Source organism: Neorhizobium galegae, assembly GCF_021391675.1.
Taxonomy (GTDB): domain Bacteria; phylum Pseudomonadota; class Alphaproteobacteria; order Rhizobiales; family Rhizobiaceae; genus Neorhizobium; species Neorhizobium galegae_B.
On the sequence record NZ_CP090095.1, the window covers coordinates 513,010 to 534,089 of the forward strand.

The following is a 21,080-nucleotide window of genomic DNA, read 5'->3' on the forward strand; positions in this document are numbered from 1 at the left end:
CATGGCTGGAATTCACATTTCGGAAGTTTCGAAGATCTATACCGGCGGCGTAAAGGCGGTAAGCTCCGTCTCCATCGACATAGCCGACGGCGAGTTCATCGTCCTTGTCGGTCCGTCTGGCTGCGGAAAGTCCACGCTGTTGCGCATGGTTGCGGGGCTGGAAGCCATTTCCGCGGGCGAGGTGAAAATCGCCGGCCGGGTCGTCAACGAGATCGAGCCGGCCGAGCGCGATATCGCCATGGTGTTCCAGAATTATGCGCTCTATCCGCATATGACGGTGTATAACAACCTGGCCTACGGTCTGAAGAACCGTGGTACGCCGAAGGCCGAGATCGACGCGCGCGTCGCCGAAGCCGCCCGCATGTTGGAGATCACCCAGTATCTGGAGCGCAAGCCCCGCGCACTTTCCGGCGGCCAGCGCCAGCGTGTTGCCATGGGCCGCGCCATTGTCCGCAAGCCGGCAGCCTTCCTGTTCGACGAGCCGCTCTCCAATCTCGACGCCAAGCTGCGCGTTTCCATGCGCGGCGAGATCAAGCGTCTGCAGCGCCGCCTTGGTACCACGTCGATCTACGTCACCCACGACCAGCTCGAAGCCATGACGCTGGCCGACCGCTTGGTCGTTCTGAACGGCGGCCAGATCGAGCAGATCGGTGCACCGCTGGAAGTCTACCACGCGCCGGCCTCCACCTTCGTTGCAAGCTTCATCGGCTCGCCGGCCATGAACCTCGTCAAGGGCGAGCTGCATGGCGACAAGCTGGCGATCGGCCCGGCGATGGTCGCCCTCAACGGTTTCGCGCCGACCTCCGGTGCCGTCACCGTCGGCGTCCGCGCCGAGGATCTGCGCATCGCCCGCGACGACGAGGAGGCTCTGCCCTTCCGACTCGAATATACCGAGGAACTGGGTGCCCAGCGCCTGATCCACGGCACCGTCGGCGATCAGCAGATCACCGCGGCCGTTTCGCCGGAGATTGCGCTTTCCCCGGAAATGCGCGTCGCCGTCGACGCCAGGCGCCTGCATTTCTTCTCGATCGAAACGGGCAAGCGCCTGCCGGGCCACGTTCCGGCCGAGGCAAAGCTCGCGCCGGTCGAACCGGTTATCTGAGGGCCCAATCCGAAATTGAGGCCGATCGTTAAAATTCTAACATCGGCCTGAAGAGCGGGCTTACTCTTTGCCGTTAGCATCTCCCGGAATTGACAGCTTCCGGGGGAAAGATGAGTTGGCACGTCCTCGCCGCGACCGCAGCGGCAATTGCATTTCGGTCAAAGTCCTATGCACCCGAGAAGCCGAAGGTGAAGCCGTTTATCGGCGCCTGTCCGCATTCTCTCGAAATGAAGCCGATGCCGATCGAGCCCACCTGGGTCATCGCCGGCGATCCGCAGGCGCGTGCCGGTTCTCATTCCACCGCCGAGGACGATTGCGCGACGACCGGTGTATGGGAATGTACGGCGGGCGAGTTCCGCTGGTACTTCCATTGGGACGAAACAGTGGTGATCCTTGAGGGCGAAGTGCATGTGACTGCCGAAGACGGCACGCAGCGCGTTCTCCAGGCAGGCGATGTCGCCTATTTCAAGGGCCGGACCTGGGCCACCTGGCGCATCGACAAATATCTGAAGAAGGTCGCCTTCATCCGCCGGCCTTTCCCGAAGCCGATCGCCATGCTTTTCCGCCTGCGCAACATGTTGCGGGCAAAGACGCAGGTCGGCATCTCCGCGTGATATCGGCCGATTGCAGTTGCCTTTGACGGCCCGCCATCCTACATCAGGCGGGCCAATCCTAGGGGGCTGAAGTCATGGCGAAAATCCGCAAGGTCGCGTTCCAGATGGACCATATCTCCGGCATCAGCATTGCCGGCGACTCCACTTTTGCCATGGCGCTCGAAGCGCAGGCGCGTGGCTTCGAACTGTTTCACTACACTCCCGACCGCCTGACCATGCGTGACGGCAAGATCTTCGCCGCTGTCGAACCGTTGCAGGTGCGCGACGTCAAAGGCGATCACTTCACGCTCGGGGAGAAGGAACGCGTCGACCTGTCGGTGATGGACGTCGTCCATCTCCGCCAGGATCCGCCCTTCGACATGGGTTATATCACCTCGACGCATCTGCTCGAGCGCATCCACCCGAAGACGCTTGTCGTCAATGACCCGGCCTGGGTGCGCAACTCGCCGGAAAAGATTTTCGTCACCGAATTCGCCGACCTCATGCCGGCAACGCTGATCAGCCGCGATCCGGGCGAAATCGCCCGCTTCCGGGAAGAGATGGGCGATATCATCCTGAAGCCGCTCTACGGCAATGGCGGCGCCGGGGTTTTCCATTCCGCCCGTGACGACCGCAATTTCACGTCGCTGCTCGAAATGTTCGGCCAGATGTATCGCGGCGAACCCTATATCGCCCAGGCCTATCTGCCGGCCGTGCGCAAGGGCGACAAGCGCATCCTGCTGGTGGACGGCGAGCCGGTCGGCGCGATCAACCGGGTTCCCGCCGAACACGACAGCCGCTCCAACATGCATGTCGGCGGCCGTGCCGAGGCAACCGAGATCACGCCGCGCGAGAAGGAAATCTGCTCCCGTATCGGACCCGCCCTGCGCGAGCGCGGCTTCATCTTCGTCGGCATCGATGTCATCGGCGATTACATGACCGAGATCAACGTCACATCCCCGACGGGCATCCGCGAAGTCAAGAAGTTCGGCGGTGCCGACGTCGCAGGCCTCCTCTGGGATGCAATCGAGGCAAAACGCGCCTGATGAAGCCGAGGCGTTTCGGAAACGGGTCGCCTTTGTTCTCGCGATGCAACCGCCTGCAACCCATTTGCAGCGGATGCGTGAAATTGTTCGACTAACGTTCTTGTTTCATTCCGTTTTCTATGTCAGATTGCAATTCCTGGCACGGAAAGCGTGTATCGCTGGCGTCCTGGACATGAAGTTAGGGGCGGGGTGGATATGGTTTCGCGCGTCAGCACAGTCGCATTCCAGGGCATAGAGGGCGTTCCGGTCGACGTGCAGGTCATGGTCGGGCCGGGCAAGATCAACATGCATATCGTCGGCCTGCCGGACAAGGCGGTGGCCGAGAGCCGCGAGCGGGTGCAGGCGGCACTGCACGCCTCGGGCCTTGCCATGCCGCCGAAGAAGATCACCGTCAATCTGGCGCCGGCCGACCTTCCGAAGGAAGGCTCTCATTTCGACCTGCCGATCGCGCTGGCATTGATGGCGGCGCTGGGCGCCGTTCCCGGCGATGCACTTACCGGCTATGTCGTGCTCGGGGAACTGAACCTCGACGGAACGCTTGCGCCTGTGGCCGGAGCACTTCCGGCGGCAATCGCCGCCAACGCCTTGGGAAAGGGCCTGATCTGCCCGGCTGACAGCGGCGCGGAAGCCGCCTGGGCAGGCGCCGAGATCGATATCGTCGCGCCACGCAGCCTGATCGCGCTCGCAAACCATTTCCGCGGCACCCAGGTCATCTCCCGTCCGCAGCCGGCAATTCGCGCCTTGCCTGCCAATTTGCCGGATCTGGTCGACATCAAGGGTCAGGAATCGGCCAAGCGGGCGCTGGAAGTCGCCGCCGCCGGTGGGCATAATCTTCTGATGGTCGGCCCTCCCGGCTCCGGCAAATCCATGCTTGCCGCCCGGCTGCCGTCCATCCTGCCGCCGCTTTCAGCCCCCGAACTGCTGGAAGTGTCGATGATCCATTCGATTGCTGGCCAGCTTTCCGGTGGCAAGCTCTCCGACCGCCGGCCTTACCGCACGCCGCATCATTCGGCCACCATGGCAGCGCTGGTGGGCGGCGGCCTGCGCGCCAGGCCCGGGGAAGCATCGCTCGCCCATCACGGCGTGCTGTTCCTCGACGAATTTCCGGAATTCTCGCCGCAGGCATTGGATGCGCTCCGCCAGCCGTTGGAGACCGGTGAATGCATTATCGCCCGCGCCAATCATCGGGTTTCCTATCCCGCCAGTATCCAGCTCGTCGCCGCCATGAACCCATGCCGTTGCGGCATGGCGGGCGAACCGGGCCATTCCTGCGCGCGGGGGCCAAAATGCATGTCGGACTACCAGGGGCGCATTTCGGGGCCGCTGATGGACCGTATCGATATCCGCATCGACGTGCCGGCAGTCTCGGCCGCCGATCTCATTCGCCCGATGCCTGCGGAAAGCAGCGCGGATGTCGCCAGGCGCGTAGCGGCTGCGCGTGACAGACAGCGGGAGCGGTTCGAACAGGCCGGTTATCCGCGGGTGCTCACCAATGCCCGCTGCTCGACGGCGCTGATCGAGAAGATCGCGGAACCCGATCCCGGTGGTCTCCAGTTGCTCAGGGATGCGGCCGAGAAGCTCAAGTTCTCGGCCCGCGGATACCATCGGATATTGAAAGTCGCCCGCACGCTCGCCGATCTCGACGGCAAGGATACGGTCGGCCGCATTCATCTCGCTGAGGCGATTTCCTATCGCATGGTCGGCGAACGGCTGGCGACGGCCGCGGCGTGAGGGGAGTGGGTAGTGGTTGGTCGGTAGTGAGTAGTTGGTAGCCAATGGTTGGGATGAGCGGTAGCGAGTAGGGTAGGGAAACTTCCGGCAGCTTGCATGCCGCCGGTTTTGCCCCGACACTACCCACTACCCACTACCCACTACCCACTAATTCCCCAATCCCTCAAACAGCGCCGTCGACAGATAGCGCTCGGCGAAGGAGGGAATGATGACGACGATTGTCTTGCCGGCATTTTCCGCGCGGCTGCCGACTTCGATAGCGGCCTGCAGCGCCGCACCGGAGGAGATGCCGACCGGTACGCCTTCGAGCCTGGCCACCAGACGGGCCATCTCCATGGCCTCGGCGCTGTTGACGGTGACGATCTCGTCATAGATGTGCGTGTCGAGGATCTTTGGCGCGAAGCCGGCGCCGATGCCCTGGATCTTGTGCGGGCCGGGCTGGCCGCCGGACAATACGGGCGATTCTTCGGGCTCGACGGCGATGATCTTGAGTGCCGGGTTGCGCTCCTTCAGCACCTGGCCGGCGCCGGTGATCGTGCCGCCGGTGCCGATGCCGGAGACGAAGATGTCGATCTTGCCGTCGGTATCGTTCCAGATTTCCTCGGCGGTCGTCTTGCGGTGGATGTCCGGATTGGCCGGGTTTTCGAACTGTTGCGGAATGATCGCGTCGGGCAGCGAGGCGGCGAGTTCTTCCGCCTTGGCGATCGCGCCCTTCATGCCTTTCGGACCTTCGGTCAGCACCAGTTCGGCGCCGAGGAGGGCGAGCATCTTGCGCCGCTCGATCGACATCGTCTCCGGCATGGTGAGGATCAGCTTGTATCCCTTGGCGGCCGCGGCGAAGGCGAGCGCGATACCGGTATTGCCGGATGTAGGCTCGACCAGCGTCGTCTTGCCGGGCGTGATCTTGCCCTGGGCCTCAAGGCTCTCGATCATCGCCACGCCGATACGGTCCTTCACCGAGGCGATCGGATTGAAGAATTCGAGCTTGGCCAGAAGATTGGCCTTCACGCCCTTTTCCTTGGCCAGCTTGTCGAGGCGCACGATCGGGGTGTCGCCGATGGTTTCGGTGATCGAGGAATAGATGCGGCCGCGTCCCGGCTTTCTGGTCTCTGGCATGGTGCCCTCCCTGAGTTTGGAGAGAACGTAGGGCGTGTTCCCGATGAATGCCAGCAAGGCCGAACCCGACAACAGGCGAAATGGAAATTTTGTTCCCGGAAGAGGCCGGCGACGAAAACGCCGTTGCGTTCAGAGGCCGGTCGAGCCGAAACCACCGGCGCCACGGGCAGTTGCAGTCGCTTCCGTAATTTCGGCAACCCGAACCTGGGTAACGGGCGCGATCACCATCTGCGCGATCCGCATGCCGCGGGTGATGACGAAATCCTCGTCGCCGAAATTGATCAACAGCACCTTCACTTCGCCGCGATAATCGCTGTCGATCGTGCCGGGCGTGTTGAGGCAGGTGATGCCGTTCTTGAAGGCAAGTCCTGAACGCGGCCGAATCTGCGCCTCGAAACCTTCCGGAATTTCGAAGATGAAGCCGGTCGGCACCAGCGCCCGCTTGCCGGGGGCGATCGTCAGCGTCGTGCCGTCTTCGACGGCAGCGCGCAGATCCATGCCGGCGGCGCCCGCGGTTTCATAGGCCGGCAGATCGAGGCCGACGCCATGCGCGAGACGGATGAGGTTCAGCTTCGGCGAGGAGGGGGCGTGAATGTTCATCGTGTCATTTGTCGACCCACGGTCGCTCCGGTCAAACACGAATTGAAAGTTATCCACGGAGTCGTTAGATACGCGGCAACGTAAAGGATCTAGAAAAAATGCCCGAAACGATTGCCGAGGCGGTTTCCCGCCGCCGCACATTCGCAATTATTGCCCATCCGGACGCGGGCAAGACGACGCTGACCGAAAAACTGCTGCTGTTCGGCGGCGCGATCCAGCTCGCCGGCGAAGTGAAAGCCAAGAAGGACCGTATCCAGACGCGGTCCGACTGGATGAAGATCGAGCGCGAGCGCGGCATCTCGGTCGTCACCTCGGTGATGACTTTCGAATATAACGGCAACGTCTTCAACATTCTCGATACGCCCGGCCATGAAGACTTCGCGGACGACACGTATCGCACGCTGACGGCGGTGGATGCCGCGGTCATGGTCCTCGACGCCGCAAAAGGCATCGAGCCGCGGACGCTGAAACTGTTCGAAGTCTGCCGCATGCGCGATATCCCGATCATCACCTTCGTCAACAAGATGGACCGTGAAAGCCGCGATCCGTTCGAGATCCTCGATGAAGTCGAGGAGAAGCTGGCGCTCGACACCGCTCCGGTCACCTGGCCGATCGGCCGTTCGAAGAGTTTTTGCGGATCCTATAACCTGGCGGACAATACCGTTCGCGGCTCGGATACGGACGTCAAGGCAACCCCGGTCAACGGACCCCAGAGCGTTGCCGACCGCCTGCCGGAAAACGAACGCGCGGCCTTCGTCGAGGAAACCGAACTGGCGATCGAGGCCTGCCGGCCGTTCGACCGCAAGGCTTTCCTAGAAGGCCACATGACGCCGGTCTTCTTCGGTTCGGCTTTGCGGAATTTCGGCGTGCGCGATCTCATCGATGCGCTGGGCGATTTCGCCCCGCCGCCGCGAGACCAGGTGGCGGACATCCGCACCGTGCACGCGACCGACGACAAGATGACGGCCTTCGTCTTCAAGATCCAGGCGAACATGGACCCGAACCACCGCGACCGTATCGCGTTTGCGCGCATCTGCTCGGGCAAGCTGGAACGCGGCATGAAGGCGCGGCTGTCGCGCACGGGCAAGCAGCTCGGGCTGACGGCGCCGCAGTTCTTCTTCGCGTCCCAGCGCCAGTTGGCCGATACCGCTTATGCCGGCGATGTGGTCGGCATCCCGAACCACGGCACGCTGCGCATCGGCGATACGCTGACCGAAGGCGAACAACTGGTGTTCCAGGGCGTACCGAACTTCTCGCCGGAAATCCTCCGCCGCGTGCGGCTGGAGGATGCCATGAAGGCGAAGAAGCTCAAGGAAGCGCTGCAGCAGATGGCGGAAGAGGGCGTCGTGCAGCTCTTCTCGCCGGAAGACGGCTCGCCGGCCATCGTCGGCGTCGTCGGCGCGCTGCAGCTCGACGTGTTGAAGGAACGGCTGCAGGGCGAATACGGCCTGCCGGTCTCCTTCGAAATGTCACGGTTCTCGATCTGCCGCTGGATCTCGGCCGAAAATCAGGCCGATCTCGACAAGTTCCTGACGGTAAAGCGCGGCGATATCGCCCGCGATCTCGATGGAGACCCGGTTTTCCTGGCGCAGGACAGCTTCTCGCTGCGCTACGAATCGGAGCGTTATCCGGCCATCAAGATGGTAGCGATCAAGGAATATCAGGTGGCCAAGGCGGCGTGATATCATTCGGTCGTCTTAGGCGAACTTGACCGCCGTCGTGTTGGAACCGCAGACGAGCACGCAGACGCGCTCATTGGGGCCTGGAACGTATTTGCCCGATAGCAGGGCGGCGAAGGCGGCAGCACCGCCGGGTTCGGCCACGATCCGCGCGCCGGCCCAGAGCGCTTTCTGAGCGCCGAGGATTTCGTCGTCCGTCACCAGTACCGGCGGCTGGACATATTTCTGGGCAACAGGGAACATCAGTTCGCCAACCTGCTTTGGCGCCAGCGAATCCGCGGCGATACCGCCGGCCGGCGCTTCAACCGGGCGGCCAGCCTTGAAGGCTTCGTGAAGGGTCGGCGCACCGTCGGATTCCACTGCGACGATCTTCACCCGGCCGCGGAACCAGGAGGCGATGCCGCCGATCAGCCCGCCGCCGCCGACCGCAACGAGCAGCGTCGTCATCTCCGGCAGGTCGTCTTCGATCTCCTTGCCGAGCGTGCCCTGGCCAAGCAGGGTTTCTACCTGGTCATAAGCATGGGCCGCGATGGCACCGCTCGTCGCCACATAGGTCTGGCTTGCCGCCAGCGCATCGTTATAGCGATCGCCGCCGACCACCAGTTCCGCGCCATAGGAGCGAATGAGGTCGATCTTCGCCTGCGAGGCCACGCTCGGCACGAAGATATGCGCCGGAACGCCGAGCCGCATCGCGGCGTAGGCGACGGCCGCCCCATGATTGCCTCCGGACGCGGCGACGACGCCGGCCGCCGGGACATTGCGGGTCAAAAGGTTGGTGAAGGCGCCGCGCGCCTTGAACGAACCGGAATGCTGCAGCAGTTCGAGCTTCAGGTCGACCGGCAGCGGTGTCCCGCCGAAATCCCGCATGTCGACGCGCATCACCGGCGTGCGGCGGATATGCGGGCGGATGAGCGTTTCGGTTTCCGCGATGCGTTCGGGCGTGACGGTGGGTTCGATCGACATGATGGCCTCTTGGGGATGGGACGGCCATGGGTAGCCCCCAGGCCCCCGAAATGAAAGTCCTTTTAGGCGCCGATCCGTTCGCTGAGAAAGTCGACGACGGCGCGCACGGCCGGAAGCTGCCCGCGTCGATGCGGCATCAGGATCGTCGTGGTGATGCTGCCGGCGGTCCAATCGGGCAACAGGCGGATCAACCTGCCCTCGGCAAGCGCCCCGCGGCAGACGGAAGTCGGCAGGCAGGTCAGGCCAAGGCCTGCCATCGTTGCCTTCATGATCACCATCGGCTCGTCGGCGGAAAGCACGGATCTGGGTGTCACGACGACCGCTTCGCCATCCTCGGAAGCCAGTTTCCAGACCGTATCCGTCGGGCCGGCAGTGACCGCCCTGTGTCCGGCGAGATCTTCCGGCCGCGAGGGTTTGCCATGGGTGCGAACATAATCCGGTGAGGCGACGACGAAGAAAGAGTGCACGCCGAGCTTCTTCTGCAGAAGCGTCGAATCCGGCAGCGGCGCCTGGTGGCTGCGTACCGCGATGTCGAAACCCTCCTGAACGATATCGACGAACCGGTCGCTGACATGCAGCGAAAGATGCAGCTTGGGATAACGCGCCGAAAGCTCGGCGAGCTGGTCGGCGAGCAGGAATTGCGCGGTCGGCACCGCGGCCGTCATCCGCACGATGCCGCTCGGCTCGCCGAGATGGGTGCGAACGATGGTTTCCGCCATCTCCGCCTCGATCACCGATGCCTGCGCGTGCCGGAAGAAATCCCGGCCGAGATCGGTCAGCGAGAAACTGCGGGATGTCCGCTGGATCAGCCGCACGCCGAGCCGGTCCTCGAGTTCCGCCACGCGTTTGCTGATGGTGGATTTCGGCATGCCGAGCCGGCGGCCTGCCGCGGAAAAGCCGCCATGCTCCACTGCCTGCACGAAGAGATAGAGATCATTGAGGTTGGGCAAAGTCATTGCAGCTTCCATACCTCTAGACTTAAAGGCGAAAAATGGGCGCCTACCGCACCGGCGTCCACAAATTCATATTGCCGGTGCCTCAAAATTTCAATCCAGGGAGTATGAAATGACACCGATCCTGTTTTACGGCGTTCCGGAAGGATGTTCCTTCGGCTCGATCGTCGCGCTCGAATGGACCGGCGCGCCATATCGACTATGCCGCGTCGAAATGCCGGCCGTGGTTTCGAGCGAGGCCTACAAGCCGGTGAATCCGATCGGCGAAACACCGTCGCTGATGCTGCCGGATGGCCGGGTTATGAGCGAAAGCATGGCGATCCTCAACCACATCGCCGCGCGTACGGTGGATAAGGGCTGGGGTTTCGATCCGAAATCGAAAAAGTTCTACCGGCTGAACCAGATGCTGGCCTTCCTCAATACCGCTTTCTTCAACGCCTTCGGCCCGCTCTGGCACACGGTGGAGCACGAACTCGACCCGCAGGCCAAGCAGGCGCTTCGCGCTTACGGCATCGCCAAGGTCGAGAAGGCGCATGCGCAGCTCGAAACGCTTCTTGGTGGCCGCGAGTGGCTGCTCGGCGACGAGAAGAGCTTTGCGGATGCCTATTTCGCCGGCATTGCCCGATGGAACGATTTCCACCAGGTCGTCGACCGGAGGCAGTTTCCGGCGCTCAATGCGCTCTATGAGCGTTTGCAGCAGGACCCCGCGGTGCAGTTCGCCTGGGCCATCGAGCATCAGGAAGAGGCGCAGACGAGCGGCCAGTTCCTCGGCCATGTGAGCCTCGATGAAGCACTCGGATCTTTGAAGCAGGCGGCGTGATTGCCATATCCATGCGCAGTCGTGGCGTCCTTGGTGGGCGCCGCGACCTGAGGCGCTTGCCTGAAATGATACTCGGATTTGATCCTTGGAGGTTCAACGAGCTTACGCCGCGGTGAGATCCTTGAGGAAGTCGTCGCACCAGCGTGTCACGTCGTATTCGAGGAGATGCTCCATCATCCGGCCCCAGCGCTCCTTGCGCTCTTCAATCGGCATGTTGATGCCGCGCGCGATCGCGTTCGCCGTGCCTTCGATATCGTAGGGATTGACCAGCAGCGCGCCGCGAAGCTCCCGTGCCGCGCCGGCAAACCGGGATAATACCAGAACGCCCGGATTTTCTGGGTCCTGCGCCGCGACATATTCCTTGGCGACGAGGTTCATGCCATCGCGAAGTGGTGTGACGAGCCCTATCCTGGCGAGCCGATAGAGACCGGCGAGGACGGGCCGTCCGATCGAGCGGTTGATATAGCGGATCGGCACCCAGTCGACCGTGCCGATCGCACCGTTCACGCGGCCGGCCTGCTCGGCCACCATCCGCTGCATCTGCTCGTATTCCGGTACTTCGGATCGGGATTTCGGGGTGATCTGCAGGTAGGTGACGCGGTTGTGATGGGCGGGGTTGGATTTGACGAAGTGCTCGAAGGCATCGATCCGCTGGGTGATGCCCTTGGAATAATCCAGCCGGTCGACGCCGATGATCAGGTCGCGTCCTTCGACACTCTGCTTGGCCTTGCGCACGATGACATTGCTGGCCGCTTTCTTCGCGTATTCGGCAAACATCGCCGTCTCGATGCTGATCGGATAAAAGCCGCCCTTGAAGGTGCGTCCGTAAGAGGTCAGCTTCCCGCCCTCGAGCGCGTCCCCGATGCCTTCTCGTACCAGTCCTCCGACGAAATTGGCGAGGTCATGATCGGTCTGAAACCCCACCAGGTCGTAGTAGGAGAGGTTCTTCATGATCTCCTCATGCACGGGCATGGTGAACAGCACGTCCGCCGGCGGCCAGGGAATGTGCAGGAAGAAGCCGATCTTGTTCTTGAGGCCCATCTGGCGCAGTTCCGCGGCAAGCGGGATCAGGTGGTAGTCGTGTATCCAGATGACGTCGTCTTCCTGGATGAGCGGCGCCAGCTTGTGGGCGAAGAAGCGGTTGACGCGGAAGTAACCGGCCATCTCCTTGCGTCCATATTCCGCCAGATCCATCCGGTAATGACAGATCGGCCAGAGCACGCGGTTGGCAAACCCGTGGTAATATTCCTCGACGTCCGTCTTGGTGAGATCGGTGAGCGCATAGGTGATGTTGCCATGCTGCTGCATGTCGAGCGGCGCCGGCTCCTTCGCGCCGCTGGATTTGCCGGACCATCCCATCCAGATGCCGCCGTGCTCTTCCAGGGCGGCCTGTAGCGCGACAGCCAGCCCGCCGGCTGGAGCATCGCCGCTCTTTTGCGGCAGGGAGACACGGTTCGAAACGACGACAAGTCGGCTCAAGATATTGTCCTTTCAGCTCACGCGGCGTCGGGCTTGACGCCACTCGCAAGCGCTTTGATTGCCGCGCGCAAGGCAGCGGCCGAGGGGAGGGTGGATTTGGCTTGCGTGTCACCCGGTGTCTCGGTGATACGGATGGAATGGCCGCCGAGTTCGTTGGCGGTGCGGAACATCGCCTCGTCGGTCACGTCGTCGCCGATCGCGATCGGCTTGCGGCCCTTGAAGGGCGGTTGATCGAGAAAGGCCTGCAAGGCGTGACCCTTGCTCGCCTGGGCCGGCCTGATTTCCATCACCATCTTGCCGTGCTGGAGCGTGAAGTCCGGCCCCGCCATATCGAGGTAGCGGGGCATGGCAGCCTCGACCGCCTCGCGTTGCTCCGGCGCCTGGCGATAATGAGCGGCGACCGCGGCACCCTTGTCCTCCACCAGAACGCCCGGCCATTGGCCGGCTTCGCGGACAAGAGCCGCTTTCAGGTCTTCGAACGCGGCATCGACCTCCACCCGGCTGATTGCCCCGGAGGGATCGCGGCGCTCGGAGCCGTGCAGGCCTGCGATCGGGAATTTATACGGGGTGAAAAGCTGGTCGGCATAGGGAAGTGCCCGGCCTGTGACCAGCGCCAGCGCGCCGCCGAGGCTCATGGAAAGACGATGCAGGTTTTCAGGCAGCTCCGGCGGTACGACGATCCCGTCCGGGGTCTCGGCAAGCTCGATCAGCGTGCCGTCGATATCGAGAAACAGCGCCCATCGCTCCGGCTCGAGCATGAGCCTGGCAAGAACGGAATCCCCCGGAAGGAGCGCTTCTGCTGTAGCTGGGCTCGGCTGTTCTTTACGCGACATGAGCCTCTATCTAGGCCGCCAAATTCCGGCGGCAACCTCGAAAGATCACGCCCTGTCGCAAAAAGTGATACATTCCTTGGCAAGAAACTGGCATGTAGCCATCGAATTCATGTTTCATTAAGCCTTTGTAGTGACCCTGAAGTTCCTGGATTTTCAGGCCGCGGACGGGCGGCAACGTCGGAGCAGAAAGACCCATGTGTCGTTGGGCAGCCTATCGTGGCGAACCTCTTTATCTCGAAGAACTCGTCTCCTCGCCGGCCCATTCCCTGATCGAGCAGTCTCATTGCGCCACCCGCGCCAAGACCGCGACGAATGGTGATGGTTTCGGCATCGCCTGGTATGGCGACCGGCCGGAGCCCGGCCGTTACCGCGACATCCTGCCCGCCTGGTCGGACTGCAATCTGAAGAGCCTGGCGCGGCAGATCCGTTCGCCGCTCTTCCTCGCCCATGTACGGGCGGCAACCCATGGCGCGACGCGGCGCGACAATTGTCATCCTTTCGTCCAGGGCCATTGGTCGTTCATGCACAATGGCCAGATTTCCGGCTTCGAGCGCATCCGCCGGCATATGGAGGGCATGCTCTCCGACGCGCTTTTCGATGCCCGCAACGGCACGACGGATTCCGAACTTCTCTTCCTGCTCGCCTTGCAATTCGGCCTGGATACCGACCCGTTCCAGGCCATGGAAAAGGCGATCGCCGCGGTCGAGGACCTGTCTCTCGAAAAATCGGGCGAGGCGTTGGTGCGCTTCACCGCCGCCTATTCCAACGGCCGCGAACTCTATGCGGTGCGCTATGCCACCGACCATAAACCGCCGACGCTCTACGCGGCCCCGATGGGCGGCAAGACGGGCTATTGCCTTGTTTCCGAGCCGCTCAACGATGAAGTCGATACCTGGGTGGAAATCCCTGACGGCAGCGCCGTCGTGGTTGGGGCCGATGGCCTCCAGGCTACGCTCTTCCGGCCGAAGGCGCTGTCCGAAGCGGCTTGAGATCTATCCGAGCTTCGAGGCGATCAGTGCGGCAAGGCGCTCTGCCACCTCGTCCTTGTCGAGATCAGGCCATTCATCGACGCTTTTGGCGCTGATGATCTTCACCCGGTTGCGGGTGCCACCCATGATGCCGGTTTCCGGTGAGACGTCGTTGGCAACGATCAGGTCGGCGCCCTTGCGTTCCAGTTTCGCGCGGCCGTTCTTTTCGATATCCTGGGTCTCTGCGGCAAAGCCGACCACTATCTTGGGCCGCTTTTGGTGATGACCCACGGTCTTCAGGATGTCCGGGTTTTCGGTCAGTAGCAGGGGAGGCGGGGCCTCGCCCGGCTGCTTCTTGATCTTCTGGCCGGCCGACGAGGCGACGCGCCAGTCGGCGACCGCTGCCACCATGACGGCGATATCGGCCGGCAGCCGGGAGGTCACCGCTTCCAGCATTTCCTCGGCGCGTTCCACATGTATGGTCTTTACGCCGACCGGATCGGGTATGGTCACCGGTCCGGAGACGAGCGTCACATCCGCGCCGAGCTTTGCGAGCGCCGCGGCAATCGCATGGCCTTGCCGGCCGGAGGAGCGGTTGGCGATATAACGCACCGGGTCGATCGGCTCATGCGTCGGGCCTGATGTGACGATCACCTTTTTGCCGGCAAGCGGCTTTGGCGTGCCGTCCAGCAGGCTGATCGCTGCCGCGACGATCTCCAGCGGCTCGGCCATGCGGCCGGTGCCGGCCTCGTTGCTTTCGGCCATCTCGCCCGCCATCGGACCGATGAAATGGATGCCGTCGCTCTTCAGCGTCGCGACATTGCGCTTGGTCGCGGGTGCGGCCCACATCTTTGGGTTCATGGCAGGCGCGACCAGGACCGGCTGGTCGGTGGCAAGCAGCACCGCACTCGCGAGATCGTCCGCCAGCCCATGCGCCATCTTGGCCATCAGGTCGGCGCTGGCAGGTGCGACGATCACAAGATCGTTGTCGCGGGCGAGCCTGATATGGCCGACATCCTGCTCGTCCTCGCGGGAAAACAGATCGATATAGACATGGCTGGCGGATAGCGCGCCGACCGCCAGCGGTGTGATGAATTCCTGGGACGCCTTGGTCATGATCGGACGAACCGATGCCCCCCGCTCGCGAAGCCGGCGAATGAGATCGAGGCTCTTATAGGCGGCAATGCCGCCGGAGATGATCAGAAGGATGCGCTTGCCGGAGAGTTCCATGCCATTACCCGATGCCAGAATGGCGGGAAGCTAAGCCTTTGGCCGCCGAGTTGCAATTGCCTTCCCCACGGATGGCGCCGCGGAACAGTTGCAGCTGACGGGAGTTCGGCTGCAAAGGAGAACCGCCATGAAAAAGAATTTCATCCCGAAGAAGATAGCCGGATTCAAGGTGCCGAAATCCGTGCGCAGGTCGTCATTGCTGCGCAACATGCTGGCGAGCGGCACCGGTCGGCAGATGCTGGCAAGAGCCCTCGTTGCCGGTGCCAATGCTGCCGCCACCGTCCTGACCGACGAGCGGGCCGACATCCGTAAACCCGGCAAGGCAAGCGGCCGCAGACGCGCCCTTGCCGCAAGCGTGGCAGGCGAGGCGATCGATAGCGCGACCGCCGCAGCCATCGATGTCGTCACCGGCCCGACGCGCCCGCTCTTCAAGGCAAGTGCCAAGGCGAAGCAGGGCCGGATTTTCCCGGAACCGGTCACGCACTGACGCGAAAGCAATCCGAACATCTTGCGCGAATTTCTGGACTGCATTACTCCTGTTTGCGGCCGGATGCGGCCAGCCGCCCGCGGCGCCTTCAAGCGCCAAAGTGAATGCATCCACCGCCTCTCATCCTTTGCCGATCCGGCCAGCGATGACGAACGGATCAGCAATGCGGGCGCTGATTGATGGGACCTGAGCGGTCTTTGTTCGTCTGTTGAAAGGATGATGAGATGCGCGATTTCCGCGATGCAAAACTGATGGCGAAAAGCCTGCGCCAGGCGCTTGCCGAGCGTAAGGTCGAGCTGACGCATAGCCAGGTCCTGGAGCTGGTTGCGACACAGTTCGGCTACGACAACTGGAATATTCTTGCTGCAAGGATCGATGCGGCAGAGCCGCAGCAAAGTAAACGGGATGCGGTGTCGATCCAGCCGGCGATCCCGATCTTCCGGATATTCTCCGTCGACAAGGCGATGGAATTCTACCGCGATTTCTTAGGCTTCACCGTAGACTGGGAACACCGCTTCGGCGAAAACTTCCCGCTCTATTGCCAGATCTCGCGAAGCGGCATGCTGATGCACCTCTCCGAACATGCAGGCGATGCGTCGCCGGGCGCAAGGGTCTTTGTGCCGATGACGGGCGCCCGCGCCTTTCAGCAGGAGCTGATCGGCAGGAACTACCAGTACATGAAGCCAGGGCTCGAACAGGCGGATTGGGGACTGGAAGTGACTGTCACCGACCCGTTCAGCAACCGCATCACCTTCTGCGAGCGGGAGATCAAGCCGTAAGCCTGACCCGGGGCCGGTCTGCTCGCGGCGTTCAAGCCCAATGATACGCTAGATCTTCTTCCTGGCGGTCGCGAGCGGCTCGGTCGTCAGCTTGAAATCCGTCATTTCCTTCGGCGTCAGGTAATAGAGCCGGTCCGGCGGTGTTTCGAGCGCATGGATCCAGAGGCCCGCGCCGATGCCCATCTGGTCGAGATGGCGAGCGACCCGTGCGGTGGTCGCCTGCGCGGCAGACATCGCCTGTTCCGCCGACGGCCGGTCCTTGGCTCCGTTGAACACCTGGTGCACGCCGATCACCGCATCCTTCTCCGCCAAACGCCCGACGCCGCCGGCAAATACGATCGGGCAGGAAGAGGCGCAGAGCGCCTTCGACGCCACCTTCGTATCGAGCTTCCTGTCGCGGATCAGCTTCGACATGGCGAGCGCATCGTCCACCGAGCCGCCGGGGGAGTTAAGCGTCACCGTCTTCACATATTCCCCGCGCGTTTCGATCTCCTTGGAGAAGCGGGCGGCGGCGCCCGGGTCGATCGTCCCTTCGGCGAGCAGCACGCCGCCCGTGGTGAGCTCGAAGGTAATCGGCTTGCGCAGCACTTCCCTGGGGCTGGCCGGCTGTACCGGCGGCGCTGCGGGGACGCCTTCGGTCAGGGCTGGCGGTAGCACGGGCTGGTCCTCGTGCATCGGATCGAAGCCAGGCAGGGCGGCGTTCATTGCCGTCATGTCACGAATATCGACGACGAGGAAAACCGCTGCGGCCGAGAGAAGAATATAGAAGGCGCCGCGCATCAGCACGCCTTCATCGAGTTTGCTGATCGCCTCACCGATCCTCATGCGTCCGGTCCCGGCTGCGCGACTTGAGGTCGATGGCGGTGATATTGTTCGGCTCGGCTTCGGACGCTGGTTCCGGCGTTGATTCAGGTGTCGGTTGCGGCCTTGGCGCGAATGTCTTGTCGTCGGCTTCCGCCTTGGCGATCGTCTGCTCGATGTTCACCCCGCTCGCCGTGACGGCACGCTGAACTTCCAGCGCCCTGAGAAGCTTGGCCGCGGTGATCCGTTCGGCGAAGGGCAGATCTTCCTCCTGGCGGCGGATCGCACCATGCACGGTGGCGAGAATGAACACCATCACGCCGGGCAGGAGGTCGATGGAAATAGCGCCGGCCCAGGCGGGAATGAAATCCTGCGCATAATGCAGCACGGCTTCGGCGGAGGAGAGCGGCACGAAACGGCGCTCCTGAACCGGCGGGCGGGCGAGGATTTCGTCGGCGGCCTTGGCGAGCGCCTTGGATTGCGCGGTGACCGAGGTGCGGACGGTGTCCATCACCTGGTTCTGGCGGTTGACGAGATCGGCCGCACCGCCATCCGGTACCGGCGCGATGAACCCGACCGACAGGTCGTCCGCCGCGCGGCGGATCGACGGCGCGATCGAGGTTTGCGCCAGCGAGGTGATGACACCGGTCAGCGCCACGGCTTCGGTGGAAAACTGGTCGGCACGCGGCTCGATCGTGCCCGGTGCCGAGACCAGCGAACGCATCGTCTCAAGCCGTTTCTGCCCTTGGGCGAAGAGGCCGTCCACCTGCTCGCGTGAGGCATTGATGTTGGCTGAAAGCGACTTCATCTGCGCCGACATCTGGCTGAGAAGCTGCACGACGCTCCCCGAACCGGTCGTGCCGGTGAGCGAACCGGATTGCCGCTCGACGCCCGCGAGCTGGGCGAAACGTTCGGACGCACGCTGGATATCCGGCAGCAGGTTTTGGGCCGCGAGTGCGTTCTGGTGGGCGCGATCGAGATCGGCGGTATAGTCCTCGACCGTTTCGGAAAGATGCTGCTCGACGGCCGCGGAACCGGCAAGCGCCGCCGCGTTCAGCCAGCTCGACATGGCAAGGATCATCGCAGCGCCGACCGCCATGACGCCAAGCATGGCGGTGCGGCCGCCACGGCTCGTCACATGCGGATAGAACCGGGCCATATAGGACCAGAAGGCATAGATGCCGACCGAAACCGAAGCGGAGTAGATGACCGCCGCAAAAAACACGGCCGTCGGCGACCCGTCGAGAATGCTGCGCGCGCCGAGATAGGTGTAGACGCCGGATGCCAGCGCCAGCACGGCAAGCGCGAAACGGGTCATCGTCTCGACGGCGGCGACGCCGTCATGCAAGCGTTGAGTTGCGCCTAGCGCCATGAAACGTCTCCGGAAGGCCAAGTCCCCAAAGGAATGTATTCCTTAACAGAGAATGAGAACTCGGCGGAATAAAGGCCGCTTTGGAGTTGCAATATGGCGAAAGCCCTTGCGGAGCAGGGTTTCCGCATCATCAGGCGACCGGACAAACCTCAGCTGAGCGTGAAGGCGAGATACAGCAGCGACAGCGCGATGATCCAGAGCGCGACGCGCCCCGAACGATTGTGTCGCGCCTCCGACCTGCCTATGGCCTCTGTCGTCTCAGGATCGAAGCGCAGGCCGTGCTCGCTCATATAGACGAGTTCCTGGTGTAGCGTCTCCGTCTTGGCGGCGATTTCCGGAAGAGCCTCGGCAAGCTTGACGGCGGCTTTCACCCCGTCGCGCAGGTCCGAGACGATGCGTTTCGGTCCGAGATTGTCGCGGATCCATTGGCCGACGACCGGTTCTGAGGCCTTCCACATGTTGAAGCGCGGATCGAGCATGCGCGACACGCCTTCGACCACGACCATCGTCTTCTGCAGGAGAATGAGTTCGGTACGGGTCTGCATCTCGAACAGGTCGGTGACCTCGAAGAGCAGCGCCAAGAGCCGCGCCATGGAGATCGTTTCGGCCGGCTGGCCGTGGATCGGCTCGCCGATCGCGCGGATCGCCTGGGCGAAGCTCGCCACGTCGTGATGGGCCGGCACGTAACCCGCCTCGAAATGCACTTCCGCGACGCGCATGTAGTCGCGGGTGATGAAGCCGTAGAGGATTTCGGCGAGGAAACGGCGCTCCTTCTTGCCGAGCCGCCCGACGATGCCCATGTCGACCGCGACGATCGTGCCGGCGGAATCGACGAACAGATTGCCGGGATGCATGTCCGCATGGAAAAAGCCGTCCCGCAGCGTATGGCGCAGGAAGGATTGGATCAGCACTTCGGCGAGCTTTTCGAGATTGTGGCCGGCCGCGCGAAGCCCCGCCAGGTCCGACATCTTGACGCCGTCGATCCACTCCATGGTGATCACGTCGCGGCCGGTGCGTTCCCAATCGACCAGCGGCACCCTGAAGCCCGGATCGTCCTTGGTATTTTCGGCAATCTCGGAGAGTGCTGCCGCTTCCAGGCGCAGGTCCATCTCCACCTTGGTGGTCTGTTCGAGCGTCCGCGTCACCTCGACCGGTCGCAGCCGGCGGCTGGAGCGCATGAAGCGTTCCTGCATGCGCGCCAGGAGATACATGCTTTCGATGTCATGGGCGAAACGCTGGCGCACGCCCGGGCGCACCACCTTGATCGCCACTTTCCTGTCATTGACGACGCCAGGATGGACCTGGGCAATCGAGGCGGCCGCAATCGGCTCGCCGAAGGAGGAATAGAGGTCGCCGATCGTCCGGCCGAGCGATGCCTCGACCGCTGATTTCGCGGTCTCGGTCGGGAAGAAGGCCATCTGGTCCTGCAGCATGGCGAGATCGACGGCCCAGTCGACGCCGACCACATCCGGGCGGGTCGCAAGGAACTGGCCGATCTTGACATAGGAAGGCCCCAGCCGGTCGACGGCACGGGTCAGCCGCTCGCTGCGCGCCTGCGTCTTGGAGCGGAACCGCGCCAAGGGTTCGACCAGTGCCTTGATAAGGCCGACGGAAGGCGGCATGTCCTGGGTCGGCAGTGCCGATACCACGCCCTCGCGCACAAGAACCCAGCCGACGCGGGCAAGCCGGAAATAAGCGCCGATCGTGCTCATGCGTTCAGAGCTTCCAGCCGGAATGCAGCGCCGCGATGCCGCCGGTATAATTGGTGTAGGTGACGCGCGAAAAACCCGCATTGCGGATCATCGCCGCGAAATTCTCCTGGTTCGGAAATTTCCGGATCGATTCCACCAGATATTGATAGGGCTCTGCCTCGCCGGTGATCATCTTTCCGAAGCGAGGGATCGCCTTGAACGACCATTCCTCGTAGAAGCGCTCGAGAAGAGGCATCTCGACTTCGGAAAATTCCAGCACCAGCAGCCGTCCGCCGCGCTTCAGCACGCGATAGGCCTCCTTCAGCGCCACGTCGATATGCGGCACGTTGCGGATGCCGAAGGCGATCGTATAGGCGTCGAAGGAATTCGCCTCGAAAGGCAGCGACTCGGCATTGGCCTCGACGAAGGCGAGGTTTTCGGAAAGACGTTTCTTCTCGGCGCGCTCGGCCCCGACGCCCAGCATCGAGCCGTTGATGTCGAGCACGGTCACGTGCGCCTTACGGTCGGAAGCCTCGACGATCCGGAAAGCGACGTCACCGGTGCCGCCGGCCACGTCCAGGGTTTTGTAGCCGACGTCCTTTCTCGGATTGAGCGAGGCAATCAGCGCATCCTTCCAGACGCGGTGCATGCCGGCCGACATCACGTCGTTCATCACGTCGTAGCGTTTGGCGACCTTGTGGAAGACGTCGTTGACGAGGCCCTGCTTCTCGCCATCCGCGACCTTGCGGAAGCCATAGGATGTTTCCATCCCGCCGTCGGCGCTGGTACGGGCTTCGGTCATCGGTGAACTCCTAACGTCTCTCTTCTGGTCGGCGA

The 21,080-nt window shown here is 62.9% G+C and carries 20 protein-coding genes; 9 read left to right on the plus strand and 11 right to left on the minus strand.

Annotated features, from left to right (window positions below; genetic code table 11):
• Position 1 precedes the first annotated feature (1 nt).
• From LZK81_RS02505 to LZK81_RS02520, 4 genes are all read left to right on the plus strand, one after another.
• Positions 2-1,102, plus strand: coding sequence for a sn-glycerol-3-phosphate import ATP-binding protein UgpC (locus LZK81_RS02505; RefSeq protein ID WP_233955102.1), 1,101 nt, complete (start codon positions 2-4; stop codon positions 1,100-1,102).
• 110 nt (positions 1,103-1,212) lie between these two features.
• On the plus strand, positions 1,213-1,716 hold the full coding sequence (locus tag LZK81_RS02510) for a cupin domain-containing protein (RefSeq protein WP_046609561.1): 504 nt from the start codon (positions 1,213-1,215) through the stop codon (positions 1,714-1,716).
• Between the two features lie 74 nt (positions 1,717-1,790).
• Complete coding sequence (gene gshB, locus LZK81_RS02515) at positions 1,791-2,741, plus strand: glutathione synthase (RefSeq protein ID WP_233955103.1); 951 nt, start codon at positions 1,791-1,793, stop codon at positions 2,739-2,741.
• Between the two features lie 195 nt (positions 2,742-2,936).
• Positions 2,937-4,472 (plus strand): YifB family Mg chelatase-like AAA ATPase, encoded by a 1,536-nt coding sequence (locus LZK81_RS02520; protein ID WP_233955104.1) that lies wholly within the window; start codon positions 2,937-2,939, stop codon positions 4,470-4,472.
• Between the two features lie 147 nt (positions 4,473-4,619).
• Here the strand turns inward: LZK81_RS02520 and cysK are convergent, their stop codons facing one another.
• A complete protein-coding gene (cysK, locus tag LZK81_RS02525) occupies positions 4,620-5,588 on the minus strand; it encodes a cysteine synthase A (RefSeq protein ID WP_233955105.1) in 969 nt (322 codons plus the stop codon).
• Between the two features lie 129 nt (positions 5,589-5,717).
• Positions 5,718-6,188 carry a dUTP diphosphatase gene (dut, locus tag LZK81_RS02530; protein WP_233955106.1) on the minus strand — a complete coding sequence of 157 codons (471 nt, stop codon included), beginning with the start codon at positions 6,186-6,188 and terminating at the stop codon, positions 5,718-5,720.
• 98 nt (positions 6,189-6,286) lie between these two features.
• Between dut and LZK81_RS02535 the strand changes: the two genes are divergently transcribed.
• Positions 6,287-7,870 (plus strand): peptide chain release factor 3, encoded by a 1,584-nt coding sequence (locus LZK81_RS02535; protein WP_046667377.1) that lies wholly within the window; start codon positions 6,287-6,289, stop codon positions 7,868-7,870.
• 15 nt (positions 7,871-7,885) lie between these two features.
• On the opposite strand, the gene LZK81_RS02540 is transcribed toward LZK81_RS02535, so the two are convergent.
• Positions 7,886-8,830 (minus strand): threonine/serine dehydratase, encoded by a 945-nt coding sequence (locus LZK81_RS02540; RefSeq protein WP_233955107.1) that lies wholly within the window; start codon positions 8,828-8,830, stop codon positions 7,886-7,888.
• Positions 8,831-8,892: 62 nt separating this feature from the next.
• On the minus strand, positions 8,893-9,786 hold the full coding sequence (locus tag LZK81_RS02545; RefSeq protein WP_046603504.1) for a LysR substrate-binding domain-containing protein: 894 nt from the start codon (positions 9,784-9,786) through the stop codon (positions 8,893-8,895).
• A 109-nt stretch (positions 9,787-9,895) separates the two neighbouring features.
• Between LZK81_RS02545 and LZK81_RS02550 the strand changes: the two genes are divergently transcribed.
• Positions 9,896-10,603 carry a glutathione S-transferase family protein gene (locus LZK81_RS02550; protein ID WP_233955108.1) on the plus strand — a complete coding sequence of 236 codons (708 nt, stop codon included), beginning with the start codon at positions 9,896-9,898 and terminating at the stop codon, positions 10,601-10,603.
• A 102-nt stretch (positions 10,604-10,705) separates the two neighbouring features.
• On the opposite strand, the gene otsA is transcribed toward LZK81_RS02550, so the two are convergent.
• Positions 10,706-12,082: an alpha,alpha-trehalose-phosphate synthase (UDP-forming) gene (otsA, locus tag LZK81_RS02555; protein ID WP_046603092.1), complete on the minus strand. Its 1,377-nt coding sequence runs from the start codon at positions 12,080-12,082 to the stop codon at positions 10,706-10,708.
• Positions 12,083-12,099: 17 nt separating this feature from the next.
• Positions 12,100-12,915: a trehalose-phosphatase gene (otsB, locus tag LZK81_RS02560; RefSeq protein WP_233955110.1), complete on the minus strand. Its 816-nt coding sequence runs from the start codon at positions 12,913-12,915 to the stop codon at positions 12,100-12,102.
• A 194-nt stretch (positions 12,916-13,109) separates the two neighbouring features.
• Between otsB and LZK81_RS02565 the strand changes: the two genes are divergently transcribed.
• Positions 13,110-13,904: a class II glutamine amidotransferase gene (locus tag LZK81_RS02565; protein WP_046609569.1), complete on the plus strand. Its 795-nt coding sequence runs from the start codon at positions 13,110-13,112 to the stop codon at positions 13,902-13,904.
• A gap of 3 nt (positions 13,905-13,907) precedes the next feature.
• Here LZK81_RS02565 and coaBC read toward each other — a convergent pair whose 3' ends face one another.
• Positions 13,908-15,113 carry a bifunctional phosphopantothenoylcysteine decarboxylase/phosphopantothenate--cysteine ligase CoaBC gene (gene coaBC / locus LZK81_RS02570; RefSeq protein ID WP_233955111.1) on the minus strand — a complete coding sequence of 402 codons (1,206 nt, stop codon included), beginning with the start codon at positions 15,111-15,113 and terminating at the stop codon, positions 13,908-13,910.
• A 127-nt stretch (positions 15,114-15,240) separates the two neighbouring features.
• On the opposite strand from coaBC, the gene LZK81_RS02575 reads away from it, so the two are divergent.
• Both LZK81_RS02575 and LZK81_RS02580 read left to right on the plus strand, forming a co-directional pair.
• Positions 15,241-15,600 (plus strand): hypothetical protein, encoded by a 360-nt coding sequence (locus LZK81_RS02575; RefSeq protein ID WP_046603096.1) that lies wholly within the window; start codon positions 15,241-15,243, stop codon positions 15,598-15,600.
• 224 nt (positions 15,601-15,824) lie between these two features.
• Positions 15,825-16,379 carry a glyoxalase superfamily protein gene (locus LZK81_RS02580; protein WP_233955112.1) on the plus strand — a complete coding sequence of 185 codons (555 nt, stop codon included), beginning with the start codon at positions 15,825-15,827 and terminating at the stop codon, positions 16,377-16,379.
• Between the two features lie 48 nt (positions 16,380-16,427).
• Here LZK81_RS02580 and LZK81_RS02585 read toward each other — a convergent pair whose 3' ends face one another.
• From LZK81_RS02585 to ubiE, 4 genes are all read right to left on the minus strand, one after another.
• Positions 16,428-17,204, minus strand: coding sequence for a periplasmic protein (locus LZK81_RS02585; RefSeq protein ID WP_046603098.1), 777 nt, complete (start codon positions 17,202-17,204; stop codon positions 16,428-16,430).
• A complete protein-coding gene (locus LZK81_RS02590; protein WP_233955113.1) occupies positions 17,191-18,552 on the minus strand; it encodes a hypothetical protein in 1,362 nt (453 codons plus the stop codon). The genes LZK81_RS02585 and LZK81_RS02590 overlap by 14 nt, the downstream gene beginning before the upstream one ends.
• 149 nt (positions 18,553-18,701) lie before the next feature.
• On the minus strand, positions 18,702-20,264 hold the full coding sequence (gene ubiB, locus LZK81_RS02595; RefSeq protein WP_046629370.1) for a 2-polyprenylphenol 6-hydroxylase: 1,563 nt from the start codon (positions 20,262-20,264) through the stop codon (positions 18,702-18,704).
• 4 nt (positions 20,265-20,268) lie between these two features.
• Positions 20,269-21,045, minus strand: coding sequence for a bifunctional demethylmenaquinone methyltransferase/2-methoxy-6-polyprenyl-1,4-benzoquinol methylase UbiE (gene ubiE / locus LZK81_RS02600; protein ID WP_233955114.1), 777 nt, complete (start codon positions 21,043-21,045; stop codon positions 20,269-20,271).
• Positions 21,046-21,080 lie beyond the last annotated feature (35 nt).